Genomic DNA, 17,791 nt, shown 5'->3' with positions numbered 1-17,791 from the left:
GGTTCAAAGCAGCCTATGCCTATATGACGGGTTCAGGACATGCAGCTTCGACATCTCAAGACCTTCGTGGCGGTCGCCACCACCTTGAACATCACGCGCGCCTCCGAGCGGGTTCATCTTGCCCAATCGAGCGTGACCGAACAGATCCAGGCGCTGGAAGCCGATCTGGGCACGTCGCTGTTCGAAAGGTCACGGCGTGGCTTGAAGCTGACGGCGGCGGGACAACGCCTGCTGGACTACGCAAACGATCTCCTCGACCTCGCGGACGAAGCCCGTTCCGCTGTCGCCGACGCGAGCGGCACGGTTGCCGGTCGCCTGACTGTCGGCGGCCTGGAGACGCTTTGCTCGACACGCTTGCCAGGTTTGCTGGGGGAATTCCATCGGCGCCATCCCGATGTGGAACTGAACCTCAAGGCGGACGATAGCAGTGGGTTGCGTGCCGGCGTGACAAGCGGGGCGCTGGACGTATCTTTCCATTTCGGAGCCGTCCCGGCGGCGGCACCGGAGCTGCGAAGCGAGGAGGTGGCAGAAGAAGAGCTCGTCATCATATTGCCGGCAAATCACCGGTTGGCCGGATATTCTGCCATAACGCCCGACGATCTGGCCGACGAGGCCTTCCTCGTCACCCAGCCCGGTTGCGTCTATAGGCGGATGTTCGACGAAACGTTTGCAGCGACGCTGCCCGACCGTCCGAGGCTGGTTGGCGAATTCGCCAGCATGGGCGCGATACGGAGCCTTGTTGAAGGCGGTCTTGGATGCGCGCTGGTCCCGCGTCTCGTGGCTTCCGCGGCTGACGCCAATATCGTCGTGCTGCCCTGGGTCGGAAGCAGCCCGGTGGCGCCGGTCACCATGGTATGGCGCCACCGGCGCATTCAAGCGCCGGTCTTGCGGCTGTTCCTCGCAATGGTTCGCGAAATCTGGCCGTCACTAGACCAGCCGCTGGCCACCATCAACATGAAGCACCGTTCCGGTGATGAAGCCGTTATGCATCAGGGACGCGATGGCTTGGGCAACGTCGGCTGCCTGGCCGATCCGGCCGACGAGCAGACGCTTTGCCATGGCGTCCAGCGCGACGGTCTTTCCGCTGCCGACGACGGCATCCCAATCGGCGTGTCGACCCAGCCCGGCGAGACGACGTTGACGCGGATCGGCGCCAGTTCGACGGCAAGCGCGTAGGCGAGTGAGCCAAGGGCCCCATTAACGGCTGCCACCACCGAGCCTTTCGCCGCCGGACGATAGGCGGCGATGCCCGAGGTCAGCGTGATCGATCCCCTGGGCGTCAGACGAGGCGCGCCATGTTTGGCAAGAAGAAGCGGTCCGACGACTTTGGAATCCATCACTTTCCGCGCCAACGAGATGTCCATCTCGGCAAGCAACACATAGACGCCGGTAACGTCGGCGGCGGTCGAGACGATGTGGTCGAGCGTACCGACATCCTGGAACAGCCGCTGGACCTCTTCCTCGCTTGTGACGTCGGCTGCGATCGTCCTCAGCCTTTCCGGGTGAGGCAAGCGCTGCCGTGCGGCCGACAACCGGTCCTCGGAGCGGCCGACGATCGTAACCTCGGCGCCGGCGGCAAGCCGCTGTTCGGCCAGCGACAGCCCCATGCCGGAACTGCCGCCAACGATCAGGATGCGTTCGTGTTTTGGTGTGGTTTCCTGGTTCATCTTGTCTCCATCAGGTAGCTCGCAGGGTGTGACCACACGCGGCGAGAAACTGAGGCCTTGTCCCGCAAAGGCATGAGAGAAGGGAAACGGGAAGATACGAATGCTGCCATCGGAGGTTCCGATGATGGGAAGCCCCTGGGCTTTCGCCTCAGCCTGAGACGCCTCAGCCTGAGACGTTGACGATGCGCGATTTTCTGTGTAGCAGCGATCATCATGAAGATCGCAATGGTTCTTGCAGTGGTAGGAAAGCGCACGGGCAGGATGGTGTAACCATCCGGCGACAGCCACCCGTGCGCGACAAACAGGCTCCCGACGGGGCCTTTTTTTATGCCCGAAATTCTTCTTACGCCCGATTTCGGCGATGCCCCGTCAACCCATCCTCATCACGCTACGGGACAGAACCATGACAAGCGATAATTCCATTCAGCATACGAGCAACCGCATGACAGGGGCGGAGATCGTTCTCCGCGCACTCAAAGACAATGGTGTGGAGCATATTTTCGGCTATCCCGGCGCGGCCATATTGCCGATCTATGACGAGATATTCCAGCAGGACGACATCAAGCATATCCTCGTGCGCCACGAACAGGGCGCCGGCCATGCCGCCGAGGGTTATGCCCGGTCCACGGGCAAGGTCGGCGTGATGCTGGTCACATCAGGCCCGGGCACGACGAATGCCGTGACGCCCCTGCAGGACGCGCTGATGGATTCAGTGCCGATCGTCTGTCTGTCCGGACAAGTGCCGACAACATTGATCGGCTCCGATGCCTTTCAGGAATGTGACACGATTGGCATCACGCGATCCTGCACCAAGCACAACTCTTTGGTCAAAGACGTCAATGACCTGGCGTCATCGATCCATAGGGCATTCCACATCGCCCGGTCGGGGCGACCGGGGCCTGTTCTCGTCGACATGCCAAAGGACGTTCTGTTTGCGTCTGGAATGTACACGCCGCCTTCGGGTGTTGCTGCGCTGAAAAATTATCAACCGAAGCTGCAGGGCGATATCGGCAAGATCGGCCAGGCGCTAGAATTGATGGCCAATGCCAGCCGTCCCGTTATTTATGCCGGCGGCGGCATCGTCAATTCCGGCCCGGAAGCATCGAGATTGCTCCGGGAGCTGGTTCAACTGACCGACTTTCCGGTCACCTCGACGCTGATGGGCCTTGGAGCTTACCCCGCCTCCGGCAAGAACTGGCTCAAGATGGTCGGTCTGCATGGTTCCTATGAGGCGAATATGGCGATGCACGATTGCGACGTCATGATCTGTGTCGGCGCCCGCTTCGATGACCGCGTGACCTCGCGTGTGGATGCTTTTTCGCCGAACTCCAGGAAGATCCATATCGATATAGATCCGTCCTCGATCAACAAGAACGTCCACGTCGATATCGGCATACAAGGCGATGTCGGCAATGTTCTGGGTGACATGGTTCGTCTATGGCGCGCAGTGCCTCGCAAACCGGATGGAAGCCGCCTTCAGGACTGGTGGAGAAGGATCGCCGGCTGGCGCGCGCGCAATTCATTCTCCTATGAGATGAACAAGGACGCGATCATGCCTCAATATGCGGTGGAGCGTCTCTACGCGCTGACGAAGGATCGCGACACCTTCATCACCACTGAAGTCGGCCAGCATCAGATGTGGGCGGCCCAATTCTACGGCTTCGAAAGGCCGAACCGCTGGATGAGTTCCGGCGGCCTCGGGACGATGGGCTACGGCCTACCGGCGGCGCTGGGCGTGCAGATCGCGCATCCGGACAGCCTCGTCATCGATATCGCCGGCGACGCATCGGTTCAGATGACCATGAAAGAGCTGTCGACTGCAGTCCAGTACGACGCGCCGATCAAGATCTTCATCCTGAACAACGGATATATGGGCATGGTTCGCCAGTGGCAGCAAATTCTTCACGGCAACCGCCTCGCGCATTCCTATTCCGAGGCCTTGCCCGATTTCGTCAAATTGGCCGAAGCATTCGGAGCGGTCGGCCTGCGCTGCGACAAACCAGCCGACCTTGACGATGCGATACAGGAAATGATCGACGTGGACCGGCCGGTGCTCCTTGACTGTCGTGTTGCCAAGCTCGCCAATTGTTTTCCAATGATCCGGACGGGCAGGGGCCACAATGAGATGCTGTTGCCCGAAGAGGCCACAGGTGAAACATTCGCCGGTGCGATCGATGCGATCAGCCACGGGCTGGTATGAACGCCGTGGCATCTTGGGCCTATCAGGGCGAATAAAAAGCCCGCCGACGAGCCTGCAGCTGCACATATCAAAAGGGGAGAAATGGAGGTTTCTGTTGCCAGGTACCTCCGAACCCCGCCTAGAAGTGCGAACCACTAGGGCTTGAATTGAAGCTATCGCACCGCTTACGCGGCGAGACGTGCTTCCGCATAGTTGTCGTTGGCAACTATAAGTTTAGCCCGATAACGGTGGTACAATGCCGGGCAAAAGTACGATCTTTACACCTTCGTCGATCCTATTTCGCCCCCAGCAAAAGCCGCTCCTGAACCGCGGTTTTTGGTGGAGGCGCCGGGTACCGCCCCCGGGTCCGAACGGCTTATTTCATCGCCTGTTTATCGCCATAGTCGGTCGAGCCGACGAGGCGAATATAGGGACTGGCGGTGGAAAATGAAAGGCCGGAATGCCACTTTCGCCCGTGTCAAAGTGGATTATCAAGGGGTTGACTTGCAGCCGGTCTCAACCGAAGCTTTGTGGCGGTGAGGAGACCCAGCGCATACTTGCGGCAGCGCGCCACAATCCTCATCGACCGGATCCCGTGGCGCCGACGAGGGGAAATTCGATGGCCGATTATCTCGCAGACGTAAAGAAATATGATGCGGCGGCCGATGCCGACGCGGTCGCCACAGATCGTCAAGCATCTGGGCATCGCGCTCAGGAACCGCGATTCCTCGCTGGTGTCCTGCACCGACCCGGAGGAACTGAAGCGCGTCAGGAACAGCTGGATCGCCGGCAAGCTCGGCGTCACCGACGGCGCCAAGGCGGATGCGGCTATCGAAAAGACCTGCAAGGCGATGGCGGCCGACAACAGCAAGAGCCGGGTGACGTTCTATTACCTCGTCGCCAAGGATCTGGGCATGCTCGGCTCGCTCTGAACAACCTCGCCGCCGGTGTCGGTGGGCTCCGGTGGAATCGTCTCGCTTTGCTGTGTTCGGCGGACGGTCATTCGGCTATGATGGCTGACAACCGAATCGGACCGGACCCGATGCGCCAGTATCTCGACCTTCTGAAGCATGTGCTGGAAAACGGCGCCGATCGCGGCGACCGTACCGGCACCGGAACGCGCTCGGTATTCGGCTACCAGATGCGCTTCGACCTGGCCCGCGGCTTTCCGGTCACCACCACCAAGAAGCTGCACCTGAAGTCGATCATCCACGAGCTTTTGTGGTTCCTGGCCGGTGACACCAACATCAAATATCTCAACGATCACGGCGTCTCGATCTGGGATGAGTGGGCCGACGAGAATGGCGATCTCGGCCCGGTCTATGGCAAACAGTGGCGGTCGTGGCCGGACGGCCATGGCGGCGCCATCGACCAGATTGCGAATCTTCTGAAGGAAATACGCAAAAATCCTAATTCGCGGCGGCTGATCGTTTCGGCGTGGAACCCGGCCGAGGTGGAGGCCATGGCGTTGCCGCCCTGCCACTGCCTGTTCCAGTTCTATGTTTCGGAAGGCAAGCTTTCCTGCCAGCTCTACCAGCGTTCGGGCGATATCTTTCTCGGTGTGCCGTTCAACATCGCGTCCTATGCGTTGCTGACGCTGATGGTGGCGCAGGTGACCGGACTGAAACCCGGCGATTTCATCCACACGCTCGGCGACGCACACCTTTATTCGAACCATTTCGAGCAGGCGCGCGAGCAATTGCGGCGCACGCCCAAGGCGTTGCCGACGCTATGGATAAATCCCGAGGTGAAGGATCTCTTTGCCTTCCGCTTCGAGGATTTCCGGCTCGAGAACTATTTCGCCGACGCGACGATCAAGGCGCCGATCGCGGTCTAGGACCTACCTGACTGTCCATATCGAAACTGCCTACTGCGGCTGCGCCCTCGTTTGCCCGTGCCGCGGGTACTGATTTCATGTGATATTTCCTTTGGCCTCGATACCGCTGTATCCAACGGAGGTTATCGCACGCCGAGAAACCTGAGCTCAGAATGCCGTCGGCGGTAAAGAGCCTTTCCTTGTTATGTTCACATGGATATATCGATGGACGGCTGCGGGCGTTCCGAGACGAGGAGAGTTTCATGCTGGCGCGCAAAGGTTCGACGACGATTGCCATCGCGGGCCTCGCCGCCATGCTGATGGCCGCGGTGCCGGCGGCCCATGCCGATGACAAGGTGGTCGTGTTTGCTGCGGCGAGCCTGAAGGACGGGCTCGATGCCGTCAACAAGGCCTGCGAGGCCGATGTCGGCGAGGCGGCAACCATTTCCTATGCGGCGAGCTCGGCGCTGGCCAAGCAGATTGAAAGCGGCGCGCCGGCAGACCTGTTCATCTCTGCCGATCTCGACTGGATGAAGTATCTTGCCGAGAGGAAGCTGACCAAGCCCGAAACCGAAGTGAAATTGCTTGGCAACCAGATCGTGCTGATTGCGCCGCGGGATTCCAAGGTCGAGACCAGGATCGAAAAGGGGTTCGATCTTGCCGGGCTGGTCGGTGACGGCAAACTTGCCATGGGCGATGTCAAGGCGGTGCCGGCCGGCAAATACGGCAAGGCAGCCCTCGAATCGCTCGGTGTCTGGTCTTCCGTCGAAGGCAAGGTGGCGCAGGCCGAGAATGTGCGCGCCGCCCTAAAACTGGTTTCGACCGGCGAGGCAGCACTCGGCATCGTCTATGCCACGGATGCGCATGCGGAGCCCGGCGTGAAGGTGATCGGCACTTTCCCCGACAATACACATCCGCCGATCATCTATCCGGTTGCCCAGCTTGCGGATTCGAAGGGCAAGGATACCCCGGCGTTCCTGAAATGCCTGCAATCCGCCAAGGCTGGCGAACTCTTCAAGGCGCAAGGTTTTACCATGCTTGCGCCGAGCAACTGACGAACGGCACCGCACATGAACTGGCTGCTGGATCTCGCTCCCGACGAATGGAATGCGGTCCGGCTGTCGATCAAGGTGGCGACCGTGGCGATGATTGCCAGCCTGCCGCCAGGCGTGGCGATCGCCCTTGTGCTCGCCCGCGGCCAGTTCTGGGGCAAGACACTGCTCAACGGGCTGGTGCATCTGCCGCTGATCATGCCGCCGGTGGTGACCGGCTATTTATTGCTTCTGACTTTCGGCAAGCGTGGTCCGGCCGGGGCCTTCCTGGCCGAGCATTTCGGCATCGTTTTTTCCTTTCGCTGGACGGGCGCCGCGCTCGCCTGCGGCGTGATGGGTTTTCCGTTGATGGTGCGGGCGATCCGGCTGTCGATCGAAGCGGTCGACCGCAAAATCGAGGCGGCCGCCGGCACGCTCGGCGCCAATCCGCTATGGGTGTTCGGCACGATCACGCTGCCGCTGATCCTGCCCGGCCTGATCGCCGGCGCGATCCTCTCCTTCGCCAAGGCGATGGGCGAATTCGGCGCGACGATCACCTTCGTCTCCAATATCCCGAACGAGACGCAGACGCTGCCGTCGGCGATCTACACTTTCACGCAGGTTCCCGGCGGCGACCCCGGCGCGCTCAGGCTGACGCTGATCTCGATCGTCATCTCGATGGCTGCACTCGTGGCCTCGGAAGTGCTGGCGCGGCGCGTCGGCCGGCGGATGGACATCGAATGACGGTTCAGGTCGACATCAGCCACCGGCTTGGCGATTTCGCCGTCAATGCCCGCTTCGAGAGTGCCGGGCGGCTGACTGCGCTGTTCGGGCCGTCCGGCTCCGGAAAGACGACGCTTATCAATTTGATTGCCGGGCTGATCCGCCCCGACAAAGGCCGCATCGCGGCCGAGGGCCGCGTGCTGGTCGATAGCGATGCCGGCCTGTTTGTGCCAAAGCACAAACGGCGGATCGGCATGGTGTTCCAGGATGCGCGGCTGTTTCCGCATATGAGCGTGGCGAGCAATCTCCGCTATGGCCGTTGGTTCACGCCGGCTGCCGAGCGCTACGCGGATATCAATGGCGTGGTCGAACTGCTCGGGATCGGCCATTTGCTCGACCGGCGGCCGGCAAAACTCTCCGGTGGCGAGAAGCAGCGCGTGGCAATCGGCAGGGCGCTGCTTGCCAGTCCGAAATTGCTGCTGATGGACGAGCCGCTGGCGTCGCTCGACGAGGCGCGCAAGGCCGAGATCTTGCCTTATATCGAGCGGCTACGCGACGAGACGAAAATTCCGATCGTCTATGTCAGCCACTCGATCGCCGAAGTGGCGCGGCTGGCGAGCGACGTCGTGGTGCTGATGCAGGGCAAGGTCGCTGCTTCCGGTCCAACCGGAGCGATCATGCAGCGTCTGGATCTATTGCCGGCCGAAGAGCGCGGCGAGGGCGGTGCCGTGCTGGATGCCGCGGTTCTGCGCCACGACGAAGCCTTTGGCATGACGGTGCTAGGCTCATTGGCGGGCGAGATCCGGGTGCCGCTTCTGGCAACGCCGGTCGGTGCGCCGGTGCGCGTCCGCATCCGTGCCCGCGACGTGATGATCGCCACCGAGCAGCCGGTTGGCCTCAGCGCGCTCAACATACTGCCGGGCACGATTGTGGCGATAGAGCCGGGCGAAGGGCCTACGGTCGAGATTGGCCTCGACTGCAATGGCGCAACCGTGCTTGCCCGCATCACCGAACAGTCGCGGCAGACGCTGCGGCTTCGGCCTGGTCGAAAGGTTTTCGCGGTGGTCAAGACGGTCAGCTTCGACCGGGCGAATACCGGCGCCGGCTTGCCGGCCGAGGCGGATGGGTGAACGGCCGATGATTCGCTATATCGTTTTAGAATAGCGGTATCGCTGCAGAACTTGTAGAATAGCGTCACCGCGGAGGAGCAAATGCCGTCGCTGAGTTTGCGGATAAATCTCGATCCAGATGGCCGCCTCGGGCCGGGCAAGATCGAGCTTCTGGAACAGATCGCCGCCTTCGGTTCGATTTCGGCCGCGGCGCGCGGTATGGAGATGTCTTACAAGCACGCCTGGGATCTGGTCGAGGACATGAACCGTGTGTTCGGCAAGCCGCTGGTTGCGGCACAGACGGGCGGCAAGAAAGGCGGTGGCGCCCAGTTGACGTCGGTCGGGCTTGCGGTGGTCAGCCGCTTCCGCGCCATCGAGCGGGCTGCTTCTTCAGCAGCGGCGGCACATATGGAGGCGCTGCAGGCCGAGATCGACGCTGCGTGAACTCGGCGGAATTCATGCCGCGCTCGATCCCTGCTACTCCTCAGGCTCGCCCGGCTTGCGCAGCAGATAGGTGTCCATGATCCAGCCTTTTTTCCGACGGGCCTCCTCACGAGTGCTCACGATCTTGTCGCCGACGTCGCCAATCCGGCCCGAGATGACGATCTCGTCGGGCGTCCCGAGATAGGCGCCCCAGTGGACGGTGACGTCCTTGTCGTCCAGCGTGTTGAAGGCGCATTTTCCGTCCAGCATGACGATGGTGCTGCCGACGTTTTCGGGCAGACCTTCCTCGGCGAGCCGGCGGCCGGTGGTAATCAAAATGGCGTCGCCGATGCGGTTCAATGCCATTTTGTGGCTGGCTGCGAGTGCCTGGATGGCGGTGATGCCGGGAATGACCTCCAGCTCGAATGCGACATTGCCTCTGAGGCGCACGCGCTCGAGGATGCGCAGCGCGCTGTCGTAGAGCGAAGGATCGCCCCAGATCAGGAAGGCGCCGCAACCATCTTCGGGGAGTTCGCCGCGGATAAGGCCTTCGTAGATCGCGGCGATCGCCTCGTGCCAGTCGCCGACGGTCGAGCGGTAGGAAGGCGCCGGCTCGGCGCGCACCGGCACCTCGAATTCGACACGGCGCGAGTTCGGATTAATGACGAAGTGGTCGCAGATCTGGCGGCGCAATTCGGCGAGATCGTTCTTCTTGGCGCCCTTGTCGGGAATGAACAGCACGTCGGCCCGATTGAGGCCGTTAATGGCCTGGACCGTCATGTGCTCCGGATTGCCGGCGCCGATGCCGATGACAAGAAGCTTGCGCATGGGCGAACTCCTGCCCGATCGGGATCGGCGTGTCTAGACCGACATGACATGCCGGCAGGCGCTGGCGCGTTTGCCGAAAGGCTTTGAAACGCCACATTGAACGGCTAGAGTCATGTTGGCATTCTCGCCGGGGGAGTTTCCATGTTCCGTTACGTCCTGACCGCAGCGCTGGCGCTCTCGGCTACGCCCGCACTCGCCAATGATTCGGTCGCCGAGCTCGGCACCGGTGGGCTGATCTTGTCGCGCAGCGATGCGGTGGCGATGGAAAGCGAGGATCTCTACATCTCGCCGGAAAAGGTGGCGTTCGATTACGTCTTCCGCAACAACACCGACAAGGATGTCGATGCGATCGTCGCCTTTCCGATGCCCGACATCGAAGGCGACCCCGAAGAAATACCGGCAATTCCGGAGGCGCAGAGCGACAATTTCCTTGGCTTCGAAGTGACGATCGACGGGGTGCCGGCAAAGCCGCAGCTCGAGCAGAAGGTGTTCGCACTCGGCATCGATATCGGTGCTGACCTGAAGGCGCAGGGCGTGCCGTTCTATCCGTTCGGCGATGCGGCCAAGGCCGCGCTGGCAAAGCTGCCGCAAGCGGTCGCCGACGACTGGGTCAATCGCGGCATCATCATCGAGGACACCGCCGACGACGGTTCGGGCATGAAGACCGTCTACACGCCGTTTTGGCAATTGCGCTCAACCTATTGGTGGCGCTCGACCTTTCCGGCCAACAAGGCTGTCCATGTCTCGCATCGCTACAAGCCGAGCGTCGGCGGCACCTCCTCGGTCAGCTTCTTCTATGACGGCCAGTTCCAGGGCCAGTATGCCGCCTACAAGACCCGCTACTGCATGGATGGCACGTTCGAGAACGCCGTGCGCAAGGCAGCCAAGGACGATCCCGACGGCTACCCCAAATATTTCGAGAACCGCATCGCCTATATCCTGACCACGGGCGGCAACTGGGCGTCGGGAAACATCGGCACGTTCAAGCTGACCGTCGACAAGGGCGATCCGAAGAACCTGGTCTCGTTTTGCGGCGAAAACGTCAGGAAGGTCGGACCGACGACGTTCGAGATGAAGGCGCAGAACTTCTACCCCGAGCACGACATCGACATATTGCTGCTGGAGCCATCCGATGGCGGGAACGGCGGCTGATGGACCTCGCGATTTATGTAGCCATCGCCGAGAATGGCGTGATCGGGCGCGAGGGTGGGTTGCCGTGGCGGCTTTCCACCGATCTCAAGCGGTTCAAGGCCGATACAATGGGCAAGCCCATCATCATGGGCCGCAAGACCTATGAAGGCATCGGCCGGCCATTGCCGGGCAGGCTCAACATCGTGGTGACGCGGGACAGGGCCTGGCGCGCCGAGGGCGGCGAAGTCGCGCACTCGATCGAGGACGCGATCGCGCTGGCGACGGTGCGCGGGCGCTGCATGGCCGGCGCGGACGAGATCTGCGTCATCGGCGGCGGCGAGATCTACGCTCAGGCGCTGCCGTTGGCCGATCGGCTGCACGTCACCCATGTGCTGGCCGCGGTCGACGGCGACGCCCATTTCCCGCCGATCGACCCGGCGCTGTGGCGGATCGTCCGCTCGCAGGAGGTGGAGGCTGGCCAAAAGGACAGCCATGCGACACGCTATTCGGTTTACGAGCGGCGCCGCGACGTGAATTGAAGACGACAAAGCGTCGCGACAGGTCTAAATGGACCCAAAGGCGGACTGTGACGGCAGCCGATCGCGTTGAAAGCGTGCCGTTGCATACCTATAGAAGAATAATATTGGATTTTGCGCCGGCGAGCCGGCGCTTGAGGGAATTCCAAGCGAAAGGACATTCATGCCCTGGAACGACAAGAGCGGCGGCGGCGGCCCGTGGGGCGGCGGCAACAATCAGGGACCTTGGGGACAGGGACCCAAGGGACCCAGCGGCCCGCAGGGCTCGCCTCCCGATCTCGAGGATATCATCCGGCGCGGGCAGGATAGGTTGCGGCGCGCGCTGCCGGGCGGCGGTGGCGCGAGCCCGGCCGTGTTCGGGCTGATTGCTGCGGCGCTGGTGGTGCTATGGGCGTTCAAGGCGGTCTACACCGTGCAGCCCGACGAAGTTGCGGTGGAGCTCAGGTTCGGCAAGCCGAAGGCGGAACTCTCGCAGCCTGGCCTGCATTTCCATTGGTGGCCTATTGAAACGGTCGAGACCGCCAACATCGCCGAGCAGCTTGTCAGCATCGGTGGCGGCAGCACCAGCGGCAATGGTCTGATGCTTTCCGGCGATCAGAACATCGTCAACGTGCAATTCTCTGTGGCCTATCAGGTTTCCGACCCGAAGGCCTATCTGTTCGACGTGTCCGACCCGGGCGGCATGCTGCAGCAGGTCGCCGAAAGCGCGATGCGTGAAGCGGTCGGCCGGCGCCCGGCGCAGGACATTTTCCGCGACGACCGGCAAGGCATTGCGGCGTCGGTGCGTGAGATCATCCAGACGACGCTGGACGGCTACAAGGCCGGCCTCAACGTCAATGCCATTTCGATCGAGGACGCCGCGCCGCCGCGCGAGGTGGCAGACGCGTTCGACGAGGTGCAGCGCGCCGAACAGGACGAGGACAAGTTCGTCGAGCAGGCCAATCAGTATTCCAACCAGAAGCTCGGCCAGGCGCGCGGCGCGGCCGCGCAGATCCGCGAAGACGCGGCCGCCTACAAGAACCGGGTCGTGCAGGAGGCCGAAGGCGAGGCGCAGCGCTTCATCTCGGTCTATGACGAATATGCCAAGGCGCCGGAAGTGACGCGCAAGCGGCTTTACCTGGAAACGATGGAGAGGGTGCTGAAGGATTCGAGCAAGGTCATTGTCGAGCAAGGCAACGGGCAAGGGGTCGTTCCCTACCTGCCGCTGCCGGCATTGCAGCAGAAGGCGCCGGCACCGGCCACCGGAGGAAACCAGTGATGGCCAACCGTCTTCCCGTCATTGCGGTCATCGCCGCGGTCATCCTGTTCCTGCTCTATTCGTCGGTCTTCGTCGTCAATGCGCGCCAGCAGGCGCTGGTGCTCAGGTTCGGCGAAATCGTCGACGTCAAGAACCAGCCGGGCATCTATTTCAAGGCTCCATTCTCCTTCTTCGATGCCGACACCGTGCAGCTGATCGAAAACAGGGTCCTGCGCTTCGACCTCGACAATATCCGTGTCCAGGTTTCGGGCGGCAAGTTCTATGAGGTCGATGCCTTTATCGCCTATCGTATCTCGGATCCGCGCGTATTCCGCGCCGCGGTCTCCGGCCAGATCGAACTGGCCGAGGCCCGGCTTAGGACGCGTCTCGACGCCGCCTTGCGCCGCGTCTACGGCCTGCGCGACTTCGAAGCGGCACTTTCGGAAGAGCGCGCCGTAATGATGCGCGAGGTGCGCGATCAGCTGAGGCCCGATGCCACCTCGCTTGGCCTGCAGATCGAGGATGTCCGCATCCGCCGCACCGATCTCACGGCCGAAGTCTCGCAGCAGACCTTCGACCGCATGAAGGCCGAACGTCTCGCCGAAGCCGAGCGGCTGAGGGCGCGAGGCAATGAGGCAGCGCAGCGGATCAGGGCTCGCGCCGACCGCGAAGTGGTGGAAATCGTCGCGGAAGCGCAAAAAGAGTCTGAAATCCTGCGCGGTGAAGGTGAAGCCCAGCGCAGTGCCACGTTTGCCGCGGCCTATCAGCGCGATCCGGCCTTCTTCGATTTCTATCGGTCGATGAATGCCTATGGCACTGCGCTGAACAGCACCGGAACGACGATGGTGCTGTCGCCGAATTCCGAGTTCTTCCGCTTCTTCCGCGACCCGGACAGCAAGGAAACGCCTGCGGCACCGGCACCACCGCCAGCGCCGGCCGCTCCCGCCGCGCCAGCGGCACAGCCGGGCACCGGCCAGTAGGGCCGGTGCAGGGGAAGCCGGCGTAACGGAGGATTTATCCTCTGGCGGTAGCCGTAGCCGCAAACGTGCCTTATTTCTTGCCAACATGACGCGACGCGGCGTTTTTGCCGAAGCGCTTTTTTAGAACACCCGGAGGCCTTTCGATGACATCCACCACCCTTCTGCGTGCAGCGAGGCGGACGTTCATTGCCGGGGCCGCTGCGCTTCTGGTCGGCGCCGTTGCCGTTCCGTCTTTCGTGACGCCGACAGTGGCAGCCGACGGGCCGCCCTCGGTTGCCGATCTCGCCGCCGGGCTGCTCGGCGCGGTGGTCAACATCTCGACTTCGCAGACGGTGAAGGGCACTGAGGGGCCGGGCGCGGTGCCGATGCCGCAGCTTCCAGAAGGCTCACCCTTCCAGGACTTCTTCGACGATTTCTTCAAGAACCGTGGCGGCGACAAGGGCGGCGGCGGACAAAAGGTGCAGTCGCTGGGCTCCGGCTTTGTGGTCGACGCCGAGCAGGGCATCGTGGTGACCAACAACCACGTCATAGCCGATGCCGACGACATCGAGGTGAATTTCTCCGACGGGGTGACGCTCAAGGCGACGCTGGTCGGCACCGATACCAAGACCGACGTCGCGGTGCTGAAGGTCGATCCGAAAGGGCACAAGCTGACAGCGGTGAAGTTCGGCGATTCCAATACGATGCGTGTCGGCGACTGGGTGATGGCGATCGGCAATCCGTTCGGTCTCGGCGGCACGGTGACGGTCGGCATCGTCTCGGCGCGCAATCGCGACATCAATTCCGGCCCGTATGACGACTTCATCCAGACCGATGCCGCGATCAACCGCGGCAATTCCGGTGGACCGCTGTTCAACAGCAGCGGCGAGGTCATCGGCATCAACACGGCAATCATCTCGCCGTCGGGCGGCTCGATCGGCATCGGCTTCTCGATCCCGTCGCAGCTTGCCTCGGGCGTCGTCGACCAGCTTCGCCAGTTCGGCGAGACGCGGCGCGGCTGGCTCGGTGTGCGCATCCAGCCGGTGACCGACGACATTGCCGAAAGCCTGGGCATGGCGACCGCCAAGGGCGCGCTGGTTGCCGGCGTCATCAAGGGCGGGCCGGTCGACAACGGCACAATCCAGGCCGGCGACGTGATCATCAAGTTCGACGGCAAGGACATCCATGAGATGCGCGACCTGCCACGCGTCGTGGCGGAGAGCCCGGTCGGCAAGGCGGTCGACGTGATCATCGTGCGCAAAGGGGTCGAGCAGACCGTCAAGGTGACGCTCGGCCGGCTCGAGGACGGCGAGAAGCTTGCCAGCGGTGGTGAAAACGGCAACACCGACCAGGACGATGCCGACAAGGCGCCTGCGGTTTCGACGGCTGCCGTGCTCGGCATGACGATCGGCGAGCTCAACGACGAGACGCGCACGAAATTCGGCATCGCCGCCGACATCTCCGGCGTCGTCGTGACCGACGTCTCAAAGGATTCGGCAGCGGCCGAACGCGGCATCCAGCCGGGCGAGGTGATCACCGAGATCGCGCAGGAATCGGTCGCGACGCCCAAGGACGTCATGGATCGGATCGGCGCGCTGAAGGAGCAAGGGCGCAAGAACGCGCTTTTGATGCTGGCGTCGAAGACCGGCGAGCTGAGGTTTGTGACAATCCGGATGGATTGAGTCCAGAAGAGCCTGCAACACTCTGATCTTGAAAAGAAAAAGGGCGGCTAGCGGGCCGCCTTTTTCTTGCTTGCCAGTCCGTGCGTGACAGCCTGTAGAAGACATGTCGCCTGAGTGCGGTGTGGCTGTCCGGAACGCCGGGATGGTCGAAATCGGAGGCCGGGTCGGCGGTCATGCGCAGGCGCTCCATGACGGCAGTGGACCGGCTGTTATCCTTGACTGCGAAGGACACGATTTCGTCGAGGCCAAGTCTTTCAAAGCCATAGGTGAGCCAGGCTTCGGCTGCTTCGGTGACATAGCCGCGGCCCCAGAATTCTGGTGCCAACCGCCAGCCAATCTCGATCGTGCCGGGCGGCAGGAATGGCAAATGATCGGTTCCGGTTATGCCGACGAAGCCGATGCATTCACCTGTGGCTGCGATCTCAGCGGCCGCGAAGCCGAAGTCGGTGCGATCGATAGCCGCGCGCAACTCCCCCATCTTAGCGTCAGCCTGGGCGCGGTCGCGGCGAAACGGAAAGAATTCCATGACGCGCTCGTCGGAATTGATGCGATGGAAGAGCTCGCGGTCACGATCTTCCCAGTTGCGCAGGATCAGGCGCTCGGTGCGGATCGGCGTCATTCGACAAATTCTTCCCAGCGATAACCCTGCAGATAAAGCAAGGCGGTGAGGTCGCCGTGGTCGATGCGGATCTTTGCCTCAGCCGCCACGGCCGGCTTGGCGTGCAAGGCGACGCCGATGCCGGCAAGACGGATCATGTCGAGATCGTTGGCGCCGTCACCGACGGCAATGGCATCGGCAGGCGTCAGGCGGAGGCGGGCGGAAATCTCGATAAGGGCTTCGGCCTTGGCGGCGCGGCCGAGGATTGGCTCGGCGACCAAGCCGGTGAAGCGGCGATCCTGCTCGATCAGGCGGTTGGCGCGATTTTCGTGAAAGCCGAGCAATGCTGCGACGCGGGTGGTGAAGATGTCGAAACCACCGGAGATCAGCGCTGTCCAGGCGCCGCTGGCCGCCATTGTCTGGACGAGCGTGCGGCCGCCGGAGGCCAGCGTCAGGCGATTGTCGATGATGCGGTCGATGATTGCGGCATCAAGACCCTTGAGCAGCGCCACGCGCTCGCGCAAGGCCGGCTCGAATGCGATCTCGCCGTTCATCGATCGCGCGGTGATGGCGGCGACGCGATCCTTGACGCCGATCTCGTCGGCAAGCTCGTCGATGCATTCCTGGTCGATCATCGTCGAATCCATGTCGGCGATCAGGATCTTCTTGCGCCTGTTCTCAGCTCGCTGGACGGCCACGTCGATCGGTTCGGAAGCAAGTGCGGCATGCAGGCGCGCCGTCATTTCGGAAGCTTCGGCGGTCTCCGGCAAATCGAGCTCGCAGGCGATGCCTTCGGCCAGCCAGCGAACAGCGCTTGCGCCGACCGCCCGCGAGGCCATATTCGCTAGCGTCGGCGTCAATGCTTGGCCGGCGGGATGGGATAGAAGCGTGGCGATCAGCGGCATCGAAAATTCCAGCGGACAGGCGGGCGAAGGGCGCGTGAAGAACGCGATCCTGATAGCCGGGCCGACCGCCAGCGGCAAGTCGACGCTCGCACTCGACCTCGCCGAGCGCAATGGCGGTGTCATTGTCAACACCGATTCCATGCAAGGCTATTCGGTGCTCGACGTGCTGACGGCGCGGCCTGGTCCTGCCGAACTCGCCCGCGTCCCCCACTGTCTTTATGGACACGTCGATCCGTCCACCGCCTATTCCACGGGCGCCTGGTTGCGTGATGTCACGAAGCTGATCGACGACGGCACGCTTTCGGAGCGGCAGGTGATTTTCGTTGGAGGTACCGGGCTTTATTTCCGGGCGCTCACGGAAGGTATCTCGGAGATGCCCGACATTCCGAAATCGATCCGTGATCGCTGGCGCTACGAGCTCCAGGAACAGGGCGCGGTGAGATTGCACCGCATCCTGTTGCGCGAGGATTCTGCGGCCGGCATGATGCTGAGGTCGACGGATGGCCAGCGCATCGTGCGGGCGCTGGAGGTGCTCGACGCGTCGGGCCGTTCCATCCTGGACTGGCAGGGCGCGCGTGGCCGGCCGTTGATCGACAGGAGCAGCGCGCGCTTTTTCGTCATCGAGCCGGAGCGAGCGGCACTGGTAGAGCGAATCGATGCCCGCTTCGATCGCATGCTGGACAAGGGGGCACTGGACGAGGTGAAACAGCTTTCAGCGCTCGGCCTCGATCCCGACCTGCCGGCGATGAAAGCAATTGGTGTTCGCGAGCTTCAGGCCGCGCTGGCCGGCGCCATCAGTTTTCCCGAGGCTATCGAGCGCGCGAAAATCGCGACGCGGCAATATGCCAAACGGCAGGCTACCTGGTTCAGGCACCAATTGGGCCCGGAATGGCAGAGATTGCGTCCTGGTGAGGGGATCGACTCGATGCTCTCACCCCCTCCTTCGAGCGCAACCTGAAAAGCCGAC

General features: G+C 62.5%; 14 protein-coding genes, 1 other RNA gene and 4 pseudogenes. 14 read left to right on the top strand and 5 right to left on the bottom strand.

Annotated features, from left to right (window positions below; genetic code table 11):
• Positions 1–39: 39 nt before the first annotated feature.
• Positions 40–903 (top strand): annotated as a pseudogene (locus tag NKH70_RS15560) (LysR family transcriptional regulator); the annotation flags it as partial.
• Positions 904–927: 24 nt separating this feature from the next.
• Here NKH70_RS15560 and NKH70_RS15555 read toward each other — a convergent pair.
• Positions 928–1,667: pseudogene (locus NKH70_RS15555) on the bottom strand (SDR family oxidoreductase).
• Between the two features lie 403 nt (positions 1,668–2,070).
• On the opposite strand from NKH70_RS15555, the gene NKH70_RS15550 reads away from it, so the two are divergent.
• Positions 2,071–3,867: an acetolactate synthase 3 large subunit gene (locus tag NKH70_RS15550; protein ID WP_352912800.1), complete on the top strand. Its 1,797-nt coding sequence runs from the start codon at positions 2,071–2,073 to the stop codon at positions 3,865–3,867.
• An 80-nt stretch (positions 3,868–3,947) separates the two neighbouring features.
• Here NKH70_RS15550 and ssrA read toward each other — a convergent pair.
• Positions 3,948–4,303, bottom strand: a transfer-messenger RNA (tmRNA) gene (gene ssrA, locus NKH70_RS15545).
• Between the two features lie 162 nt (positions 4,304–4,465).
• Between ssrA and NKH70_RS15540 the strand changes: the two are divergent.
• The 6 genes and pseudogenes from NKH70_RS15540 (at position 4,466) to NKH70_RS15515 (ending at position 8,969) form a co-directional block, all read left to right on the top strand.
• Positions 4,466–4,778, top strand: a pseudogene (locus NKH70_RS15540) (DUF2853 family protein).
• Positions 4,779–4,888: 110 nt separating this feature from the next.
• Positions 4,889–5,683 carry a thymidylate synthase gene (locus NKH70_RS15535; protein ID WP_023676701.1) on the top strand — a complete coding sequence of 265 codons (795 nt, stop codon included), beginning with the start codon at positions 4,889–4,891 and terminating at the stop codon, positions 5,681–5,683.
• Positions 5,684–5,925: 242 nt separating this feature from the next.
• Positions 5,926–6,717 carry a molybdate ABC transporter substrate-binding protein gene (gene modA, locus NKH70_RS15530; RefSeq protein ID WP_352912802.1) on the top strand — a complete coding sequence of 264 codons (792 nt, stop codon included), beginning with the start codon at positions 5,926–5,928 and terminating at the stop codon, positions 6,715–6,717.
• A gap of 15 nt (positions 6,718–6,732) precedes the next feature.
• Positions 6,733–7,437 carry a molybdate ABC transporter permease subunit gene (gene modB / locus NKH70_RS15525; protein ID WP_352466931.1) on the top strand — a complete coding sequence of 235 codons (705 nt, stop codon included), beginning with the start codon at positions 6,733–6,735 and terminating at the stop codon, positions 7,435–7,437.
• On the top strand, positions 7,434–8,546 hold the full coding sequence (gene modC / locus NKH70_RS15520; RefSeq protein ID WP_352466930.1) for a molybdenum ABC transporter ATP-binding protein: 1,113 nt from the start codon (positions 7,434–7,436) through the stop codon (positions 8,544–8,546). The genes modB and modC overlap by 4 nt, the downstream gene beginning before the upstream one ends.
• Positions 8,547–8,627: 81 nt before the next feature.
• Entirely contained in the window at positions 8,628–8,969 is a 342-nt protein-coding gene (locus tag NKH70_RS15515; protein WP_352466929.1) for a winged helix-turn-helix domain-containing protein, read from the top strand.
• 33 nt (positions 8,970–9,002) lie between these two features.
• Here the strand turns inward: NKH70_RS15515 and cobF are convergent, their stop codons facing one another.
• Complete coding sequence (gene cobF / locus NKH70_RS15510) at positions 9,003–9,776, bottom strand: precorrin-6A synthase (deacetylating) (RefSeq protein WP_352912803.1); 774 nt, start codon at positions 9,774–9,776, stop codon at positions 9,003–9,005.
• A gap of 141 nt (positions 9,777–9,917) precedes the next feature.
• On the opposite strand from cobF, the gene NKH70_RS15505 reads away from it, so the two are divergent.
• The 5 genes from NKH70_RS15505 (at position 9,918) to NKH70_RS15485 (ending at position 15,321) form a co-directional block, all read left to right on the top strand.
• On the top strand, positions 9,918–10,928 hold the full coding sequence (locus NKH70_RS15505; RefSeq protein ID WP_353025593.1) for a DUF4424 domain-containing protein: 1,011 nt from the start codon (positions 9,918–9,920) through the stop codon (positions 10,926–10,928).
• Entirely contained in the window at positions 10,928–11,446 is a 519-nt protein-coding gene (locus tag NKH70_RS15500) for a dihydrofolate reductase (RefSeq protein ID WP_352978568.1), read from the top strand. The genes NKH70_RS15505 and NKH70_RS15500 overlap by 1 nt, the downstream gene beginning before the upstream one ends.
• A gap of 160 nt (positions 11,447–11,606) precedes the next feature.
• Positions 11,607–12,701 carry an FtsH protease activity modulator HflK gene (gene hflK, locus NKH70_RS15495; RefSeq protein ID WP_292664363.1) on the top strand — a complete coding sequence of 365 codons (1,095 nt, stop codon included), beginning with the start codon at positions 11,607–11,609 and terminating at the stop codon, positions 12,699–12,701.
• On the top strand, positions 12,701–13,660 hold the full coding sequence (gene hflC, locus NKH70_RS15490; protein ID WP_352718976.1) for a protease modulator HflC: 960 nt from the start codon (positions 12,701–12,703) through the stop codon (positions 13,658–13,660). The genes hflK and hflC overlap by 1 nt, the downstream gene beginning before the upstream one ends.
• A 143-nt stretch (positions 13,661–13,803) precedes the next feature.
• The gene (locus tag NKH70_RS15485; protein ID WP_352912806.1) at positions 13,804–15,321 is read left to right on the top strand and encodes a DegQ family serine endoprotease; all 1,518 of its coding nucleotides are present in this window, start codon (positions 13,804–13,806) and stop codon (positions 15,319–15,321) included.
• Between the two features lie 58 nt (positions 15,322–15,379).
• On the opposite strand, the pseudogene NKH70_RS15480 reads toward NKH70_RS15485, so the two are convergent.
• Both NKH70_RS15480 and serB read right to left on the bottom strand, forming a co-directional pair.
• Positions 15,380–15,940 (bottom strand): annotated as a pseudogene (locus NKH70_RS15480) (GNAT family N-acetyltransferase); the annotation flags it as partial.
• Entirely contained in the window at positions 15,937–16,824 is an 888-nt protein-coding gene (serB, locus tag NKH70_RS15475; protein WP_352912807.1) for a phosphoserine phosphatase SerB, read from the bottom strand. The pseudogene NKH70_RS15480 and the gene serB, both read right to left, overlap by 4 nt.
• Here serB and miaA point away from each other — a divergent pair.
• Positions 16,814–17,782, top strand: a complete 969-nt coding sequence (miaA, locus tag NKH70_RS15470; protein WP_352978669.1) for a tRNA (adenosine(37)-N6)-dimethylallyltransferase MiaA — start codon at positions 16,814–16,816, stop codon at positions 17,780–17,782. The genes serB and miaA overlap by 11 nt on opposite strands.
• Positions 17,783–17,791 lie beyond the last annotated feature (9 nt).

The organism is Mesorhizobium sp. M0991 (assembly GCF_040318915.1).
GTDB lineage: Bacteria > Pseudomonadota > Alphaproteobacteria > Rhizobiales > Rhizobiaceae > Mesorhizobium.
The sequence above is the reverse complement of the archived record's forward strand: the minus strand, read 5'-3'. Positions and strand labels throughout refer to the sequence as shown.